Source organism: Mesorhizobium sp. M7A.F.Ca.AU.001.01.1.1, assembly GCF_004022735.1.
Classification (GTDB): Bacteria; Pseudomonadota; Alphaproteobacteria; order Rhizobiales; family Rhizobiaceae; genus Mesorhizobium; species Mesorhizobium ciceri.
The window spans coordinates 1-7,853 of sequence record NZ_RZPF01000258.1 but is presented as its reverse complement, the minus strand read 5'-3'; the positions used below and the strand labels follow the sequence as shown (position 1 = coordinate 7,853).

Below are 7,853 nucleotides of genomic sequence, written 5' to 3'. Positions count from 1 at the left end.
GGAAACACCCTCGTACAGCCGCGCTTCGGTGTCATGCGGTTCGAAATCGAATGTGACCGCGAGTCGGTTGGTATAGTTTACATGTCCTGCCGCCTGCACGTCGCGGCGCAAGTGCCGCTTGTAGAGCGGAGCCAATCGTCGCCGTAGGCTCTGCAAGGCGATCCGGTCGGCCGCTCGGCCGTACATCGTCCGGAACGCATGCTCGTCGCCAAAGAAATTGTCGTCGATGACGGAAACTAGCCCGAATAGTTCCATCAAGGAGTTTTGCAACGGCGTGGCCGTCAACAAGACCTTCAGCCGCGACGCAAGAGCATCCCGCAGCTTCTTCGCCTGCGCCGAACCACCTTTCTTGTAAACGTTGCGGAGCCTGTGAGCCTCATCGATGATAACCACATCCCAACCGACCCGGTGAACGTCATCTGATTTGCTAGCGGCGTACTGATACGACGTGATTACGATCGCAGCGGGATTTTCAAAAGGATGGTGGTGTCCAGCTTTGACCGTTTCCTTGTAGGTCTTCGAGTCCAGGATGACGCTCGGGAGCGAGAACTTTTCCTGAAGCTCCTGCTGCCACTGGGTGCGCAGCGATGCGGGGACGATGAGTAGGATGCTGCGGCGGCGCTCGGCCCATTTCTGCGCGATGACCAAACAGGCTTCGATCGTTTTGCCAAGCCCGACCTCATCGGCAAGGATCACCCCTTTTGACAGCGGAGAATGCAGCGCGAAGCGTGCGGCTTCGACCTGATGCGGCTTCATGTCGACGCGAGCGGTGGAAAGAGACTTGGCGAAGGCTTCGTCGGATCGGCCCTCCAGCATGATACGGTTGGCGAAATATTTGCTGTGATAGTGTGTATAGTTGGTCATTGGGTGCCCACCCGAGAATCGCGGGCCATATGAACAGGATGGATTGATTCAGACAAGCGCCGGGTTGATCACTGGAGTCGGTTCACTCCGAATGCCACAGAATGATTGCAGCGGCGCTAGCAAGGGCAAAAAAGTCGCCTAAGTCCTCGGCAGCGATCAGCCATTCTTTGCAGACATCGAAAGCGGCGAGCGCCGCGTCAATCTCGTTGAACTCATGGATACCGCCAAGATCTTTGCGCTGGTGCGCGATCTCCAAGACAGCCGGATTGACGCTGACAGCGAGCGAGCAACGTGCATGAGATGAATTTCTTAGACCCTTGTGAATCTTAGTAGGCACAAACTATTTGCATACCAACCCCACGCTTCGCGATAGGGTCGTGGCCGGCCGTGTTAGCTGCGCTGGACACCGGCAATATTGTTCGGAGGGAAAGGCGCTCTTCGGAAAACGTCGACGATATGAGCCCCCTGCTGGGCACGTAGCATCGCGGCCAAGTCAAATGGCTGCGTGGCGAGGGCACAAAACCACTCCTCTCCAGTTACGGCGTATCTATCTACGATCCGGTTCCAAGGATCAGGTTGCCGGAACCGGCGATGCAAGGCCGTGTGAATTGGCCGGCTAATCGGATATGGCGACCATGGAGAATAGTAGTTCTCGCAGTGGGTTTGAAGGCTCTCTGTGGAGCCCGAGATCGAGCAACGCTGGGGCTTTTGCAGCAAGCCCTTGTCGGTGAAGTGGTGTATCAATTGCCAGCCGCGAACTCGCTCCTCATGAGTGAAGCCATTGTAGGCAGGCATCTGGGGCCACCTCCAATCCGGAAGGCCAACGGGCTCAAACAGGCCCATAGAGTTTGCAACTGGATTCAAAATCTAACCCTGAGAGAGACCGAACTTTGCTAACCATATTGCTATACAAATTGCGATACAGAAACCCGTTAAATTACTGATTTTATCTAATATTATATTTGACATGGCTCCGGCCCGGGGAGCCACTTAATCCAGAAAAGTCTTGAAACCCAAGGACTACAAGGGTTTCCGCTTCCCCAGAGATACACCGCGCGATACACTGCGGGGTACACTGAGCTATGAAGATTGACGTGAAGCACATACAGAAACGAGGCGTCGCCGGCTGGCGTTATCGGCGGAAAATTCCGAAGAAGCTCCAGGCCGCTGCGGGCAAGTTGGAAATCCTGGTCCCGCTCGGGGCGACCGAACATCAAGCACTGAAGGCCTACCCCAAGGTGCATGCCCAGGCAGAGCAGCAGTTGCGCCTTTGGTCGCGGCCGCACGATGCGCAAACCCTAGGCAGCTTGGTTGGCACCCCCACCTTGACCGACTTTGAGCACCATAGGCTGAACCGCACACGCCTTCGCGCGCTCAGTCTCGACCCCGAATGGACCGGTCCAGAGGACGAGGATGACCCCGAGGCGCTAGCTCGGGAGCTGATCGCGGAGCAGATTGCTGAGAAATATCCAGTGGACGACCGAGGCAATCCCGTTGGCATAGAGTCGGCGGACCGCGCCCTGATCCACGCCCTTGTCCTTGGTCAAAATCAACAGCGCCATGCCCCGACCTTGGAAGATGCCAGGAGGCTGTACCTCAAAGAGAAGGTTGGCACCGACGAAACAAAGAAGATGGAGCTTGAGCGAGTGTTCAAGCTCGTCAGCGCGGCGCTTGGCAAGGACAGGACACTAAGCAACCTCAAGCGGGAAGACGCCAAAGAGGTCAGGGACCACATGCTCGATGGCCGCAAAGCGTCGTCCGTGGACCGCTACTTGAATGTGGTCCGTGCGATGATCAACCACGCCATCAGAGAATTTGACCTCACCGGGGTCACCAATCCCTTCATGAACTTGGAGGCCGCGCCCAAGGACAAGGCAGAGCCTGATAAAGACAAACGCCGGCCCTTCACCCTTGATGAGGCTGCCGCCATCTCGGGCCGCCTTGTGTCACACGCCAAGACCGACCTCCAGCACATCTGGCGCATTCTTAAAGGGACTGGATGTCGCCTCGCCGAGGTCTCGGGTCTGCGGGTCGCAGACGTGCATCTCGAACATGCCATCCCGCACATCACGGTCGAGTGGCATGACGACCGCCGCATTAAGAATGCAGTGTCGCGCCGTAACGTGCCCTTGATCGGGGACGCATTGGACGCTGCAACAGAAGCCAAAGCTGCGGCGGGCAACGCGGCGATGCTGTTCCCAACCTACGGCAGGCCCAAGGGTGCGTCCTCAGCGTCTGCTGCTTTGGGAAAGCACGTTCGGGCTTGTGTAACGGACCCGAAGGCTACCACCCACTCGCTTCGCCACCTCATGAAGGATCGCCTACGCTTGGCCGGCGTCACGAAGTCGGACCAAGACATTGTTCTGGGCCATTCCTCAGGCAGCGTTGGGGAGGACTACGGTGGCGACGAGGCAAGACTTGAGATGGCCAGACGGGCGCTTGAGAAGGCTAACTCGCTCTGATCCAGTCCGGTTCTGCCTGGGGCCGCTCACTCGTTGCGCCACCGAATGGAGGACTTGCTGGTGATCGCTTGGGTCCCCGAGAAGCTCAAGCGGTCGATCATGGGCCACTCAGGGGGCGGCGCTGGGGACAACTACGGTGGCGAAGAGGGGCGGCTTAGGGTTGCAACTGAGGCGACGGAGAAGGCCTTCGCTGCGGTTGGCTAAGATAGTCGTCGCTTCCCCTCGCGGACGTTGTACTGCGCTAGCGCATAACTTTGCTGGTCTCAGCGATGATCTTGGGGATCTGCCCAATCGCAATCGTGTAGCTGAACCGCGCCACACCTTTTGCCTGCTTGTGCCTTGGCAGGCTGCGGACGACCCAGTCGTAAGTGCCCGACACCATGCATCGCTCATTGGCACAGGTGACTATGACGCTCTCGTCGTGGAGATTGTATCCCCGTTCCGGCCATCGTTGGAAATAGCTTCTCTTGTCGGCGATGATCGAGCTTAGGTCCGTTGGCTTTCCGTAATAATCGACGATGCCAGCATACGAATTTTGAACCTGAGCGATCGCCAAATCTGCGTTGTCGCCATGGTGCTCGATGAGCCCCTTGATAAATGCTACCGCCGCGCTCTCTAGCTGCCGCTCGTCTGCGCTGGCTTCAGCCGGGGCCGGAGTGGGCATTGGCGACACACGCGACGTGTCAACGGACGGCGGCGTGGTGGAAATGTTGGTTACGCGCAGTTCAGCCATCTCACTGGCGGAGAGATATCGCATATCAGACCTGTCGTAACTCAATGCTACGGCCATCAACTTGGGGTCCACGCCCATCTCGGACATGTAGGACATGATATCGGCAGTTACGGCTTGAACGTTCGCCACAGCCTCGTCGGTAGACATCCCGCTCTCTGGGGCGAAGGATGAGCGGTGAACACCAATAGAGCCCGGATCGGCAACACGGCGAACGCCACCCATGAAAGCCAAGGAGCAAGCCGACGCGCACTGCAACTGCCGGACTTGAAGCGTGTCAAGGCCGGCTGCCCGGATCATACGTCCAAGTTGCATTGCACTTCCGATACTACCCCCCTGCGAGTCGAATACGACCACTCTAGCCCCACTGCTTGTGACAGCGCGGCTAAACTCATTCAGAGGTTCGTTGACCCCAAATTCACCGGAGACGATGAGAAACGGAAGTTCGCCCGACGACGATACCGGCTTGTATTCCAGAGCCTTGGCCGACCATGTTGCGGCCGCGATAATTGACGCAACAGCTAAAACTCTCAAAACTGAACGCATAACTGGCTACCCTACCCTGCCCGTCACAAGTAAGATCCAGTTGAAGCGCCATTTCAAGCGCCAACTGTGAAAGGTTCGATTTATGGTCAAAGAACTGATTGACGCCTCAATGATCTGGCACGGGTATTAGAAACTATGTGCAACCTCTACAATATCGCCACGTCGCAAGAGGCCATCCGAGCCGGCTTTGCGGGACATGTTGGGGAACTTTGAGCCGTCCATAGACTTCGATCCCGGCGGTTCGACCCGGTGGTTCGCTATCCCATACCCCTCCGCTCCTGCCTTAGGCCGCCCTCAGGAACGGGACGGTAATGGCAGCGGCGAGGCGCGGCCTGAGGTGAAGCGGAGAATATCGTCGGCTTTCGTAAAGGTACGCGGACCGTCGCCTTGTATGCAAGGAGCTGGAGGACTAACGTTCCAATCCTTGAAAATCATCAACGTGGACGCGACATTTGGATGCTTACCTAGCGATCGCTGAGTCTATCCTTCGGATCGAACGGAGACCCTTGAGTCCCCGCGCGATGTTGGCTGCTGCCTATCGCCTCGGCTACGTGCCAACCCACTTGCACGGACGGACGCAGCATAAGACGCTCGGAGCTAGGTTGAGCGAAGACATCATCTCTCATCGCGACAACAGCCTTTTCTTTAGGACAAAGCCAGGGCGCTTTTTCCTTAGGGAGTTCCTCACTGACGACACCATTCCCGAGGACCACAGGCAACCGATCGCTACTCGACGCCGCATGCGCGAACTATTGCGCGGGCCTGCTCTCGCAGTTGACGTTAGCGACCTTGCCCTGATCGCGGAAGTCGGCAGACCAATTGAACCGGAAATAGTATTCGGCCTGCTACGCTCGAACCGCTACCGTTACGACAATCCAAAGGCAAAGCGACCCAGCAGCGTCTTTCTTTGGTCTTTTGTGTCGGTGCGCCGCGACCGCGAGGTCCTGAGCTACAGGCTCGGCCGCTACCGCGATGACCGTGATGCATTCATGGCGAGACGTTCAGTTGGATTTTCGACTCTCGTTCATCTTGAGCAACGGACATTGTTCAATGACGACTTCGGAATTGTGGACTCGGGTGTCCAAGCAGCAAAAGTTGACCTCGATGTTCCCGAGATTAGAACGCCGGCCAGTGTCAACCGGCTTGCTGCTCACCTAAGGTATTTTATGTGGGTTTCGCATGGTGAGGGGCAGAATGAACTGCTCGCGATTATTTCGTTCGAATGCCCACACTGGTTTCATCCTGAACGGCGGCGACTGGCGTTGAACGACCTGACTTGGCTCGACTTGCGCACTCCTGTGAATAACGTCGATGATTTCGACCCATGGTCACGATACGTGTTACTGACAACGGATCGAAACCTGTCAGCCGGCTGAAAACTTGGCATCATCGTCGCTCATCTTATCGGGGCCAAGCGTTGCGTATGTGAAGTCGCAGCTGGAAACGTCAGACTCTGCGCGAACGAAGCGTGCACTACAATATATTTGCCGAATATACAGACTTGGCTATCGGATCGTCCAAAGCGAACTTCTTGGCGTTCAGCAATCAATCGTCGGCATTCTTTACACCCGAAAATCGGACGAAAAGCTGAGGCGTTGGGCCTTGAATGCATTGGCGAGATGCGGAACGGCGGCTGTCAGCCTCGAATGTGTGATGGGAGTTTTCAAGGAATTTAGTTCCGACCCGCAGACTGCAGCGGCAGCCATCGCCGCGATTTACAGGATGAAGCGAGACGCGACCAAAGCGATAGACGATCTCGATCTCTTCGACCCGCAAATGCGAGTCCTTGCGGCCCTGCAGCATGTGGAACATACAAAACTGGACCTGACGGGCATTCCGGTCGACATTGAGAAGGCGTCGGCGGACGTCCTCAAACTTGGCTTAATCGTTGTCGGCTTGAACAGAGCCCCTCACAATCTCTTTCATCCACGGCACAGTAATTCCGAAATCGTCAAAGCGCTCGGCGCTTACGACGACGATATTGTCGTCCAGTATACCGTTTGGGCCGTGGCCGAGAACGACAACCTATCTATTGACGATCTGGGTATCCCGCTCAGTTCGGTGGAGAGCAGGCCACCAAATGTACGTGGCTGGATGTATCGCGCGATCGCCATGCACGCTAACGCTGCCGATCACCAGGATTACATTGCCAACGGCGCCGGCGACGATGAGGCTGAGGTCCGCCTCGCTTTGGCTATCGGGCTAAAGGATACCTATTACGACGGGCTCGAGGCTTTGGCGCACGATTGGTTCATGACCGAGGCGGACAGTGAGATTGCTCATACACTCATGGACCACATGGTGCGCCATGCGGATCGGTCGCCAACATATGAATGTACTGTGCTCGACTTCTACGAAAGAGAGGCGCAAAACTCTCTCCTGCGTCGGAGGATCGAAGGACACGCCGCCAAGACCGAACTCTACAGCAAGCTCATGCGTATATCATTCGACGGTTCCGACGACTTATTCAGGAGCATTAACGTGACCAACAATACCACGAATATATCTGGCGGCATTAATGCCGGAGCTGTTTCAATGGGTGGCGATGCGACGAACACGGGGGAGATCAATGTTAATTACCAGCCGCAAACGATAGAGCTGATCCAGGCCGAGCTTTCCAAGGCGATCAAAGCCATACACGACTCCGGCGTTGCCCCCGAGCTTAAGGAGCATGCGCTTGAACACGTGAAGGCGGCCCAAATAGAGCCCACACCCGATAAATTGAAGAAAGCGGTCGACGTCCTTGGCAAAGTCGAGGACGGGGCGAAGAAGATATCGGGAATTTCGACAGCAGCAGTTGCCATCGGAACTACCGCTATCGCGCTTGCCAAACTCATGGGCTATGTGCCCTGAGCTTCGTGAGCTCATCGTCCTTTCATTGATAGAGCCGCATCACTGCTCATGATCGCTGCCAAATCCTCAGCGTACGGGTGGTCGAGGTGTTCAGCCGGCCACCTCCATGCATCAGCAGGCTGCCCGGTGACAGGCCGTTCTCAGGATCAAGGAAGATCGGCGGGTGCCGAGAAGGCGTTGGCAGTGTGGGGGTTTTAAGCGCAGCCTACCCACACCAAGGGCGTGGCGTCGGCGGACAGCTTGTAGAGCCACAGACGAACGGTACAGCCAGCCCCTCTGACACCAATATGTCGCCCACATCCTGGCCATCGGCAAAGAGAGAGCCGCAACTTCGCCCGTAGTTGCACTTGCCGGTGCCCTCAGTGCCTGCCGGGCAGGAACATGGAACCATCTTCAGC

6 protein-coding genes and 1 pseudogene are annotated in these 7,853 nt (G+C 56.7%); 3 read left to right on the top strand and 4 right to left on the bottom strand.

Features of this window, described 5'->3' with window-relative positions; translation table 11 throughout:
- Together EN884_RS17260 and EN884_RS38680 are read right to left on the bottom strand one after the other, a co-directional pair.
- Positions 1 to 864, bottom strand: an 864-nt coding sequence (locus tag EN884_RS17260; RefSeq protein ID WP_128360648.1) for a DEAD/DEAH box helicase, incomplete at its 3' end; no start/stop codon positions are given.
- A gap of 82 nt (positions 865 to 946) precedes the next feature.
- Positions 947 to 1,120, bottom strand: a complete 174-nt coding sequence (locus EN884_RS38680) for a hypothetical protein (RefSeq protein ID WP_158515786.1) — start codon at positions 1,118 to 1,120, stop codon at positions 947 to 949.
- Between the two features lie 826 nt (positions 1,121 to 1,946).
- Between EN884_RS38680 and EN884_RS17255 the strand changes: the two genes are divergently transcribed.
- On the top strand, positions 1,947 to 3,326 hold the full coding sequence (locus tag EN884_RS17255; protein WP_063168136.1) for a tyrosine-type recombinase/integrase: 1,380 nt from the start codon (positions 1,947 to 1,949) through the stop codon (positions 3,324 to 3,326).
- 241 nt (positions 3,327 to 3,567) lie between these two features.
- Here EN884_RS17255 and EN884_RS38985 read toward each other — a convergent pair whose 3' ends face one another.
- Positions 3,568 to 4,602 (bottom strand): hypothetical protein, encoded by a 1,035-nt coding sequence (locus EN884_RS38985; RefSeq protein ID WP_127224115.1) that lies wholly within the window; start codon positions 4,600 to 4,602, stop codon positions 3,568 to 3,570.
- A gap of 602 nt (positions 4,603 to 5,204) precedes the next feature.
- Between EN884_RS38985 and EN884_RS17245 the strand changes: the two genes are divergently transcribed.
- Both EN884_RS17245 and EN884_RS17240 read left to right on the top strand, forming a co-directional pair.
- Positions 5,205 to 5,978, top strand: coding sequence for a hypothetical protein (locus EN884_RS17245; RefSeq protein WP_342030137.1), 774 nt, complete (start codon positions 5,205 to 5,207; stop codon positions 5,976 to 5,978).
- Positions 5,979 to 6,027: 49 nt separating this feature from the next.
- Positions 6,028 to 7,455: a hypothetical protein gene (locus tag EN884_RS17240; protein ID WP_127224116.1), complete on the top strand. Its 1,428-nt coding sequence runs from the start codon at positions 6,028 to 6,030 to the stop codon at positions 7,453 to 7,455.
- A gap of 205 nt (positions 7,456 to 7,660) precedes the next feature.
- Here EN884_RS17240 and EN884_RS39570 read toward each other — a convergent pair.
- A pseudogene (locus EN884_RS39570) lies at positions 7,661 to 7,853 on the bottom strand (thermonuclease family protein); the annotation flags it as partial.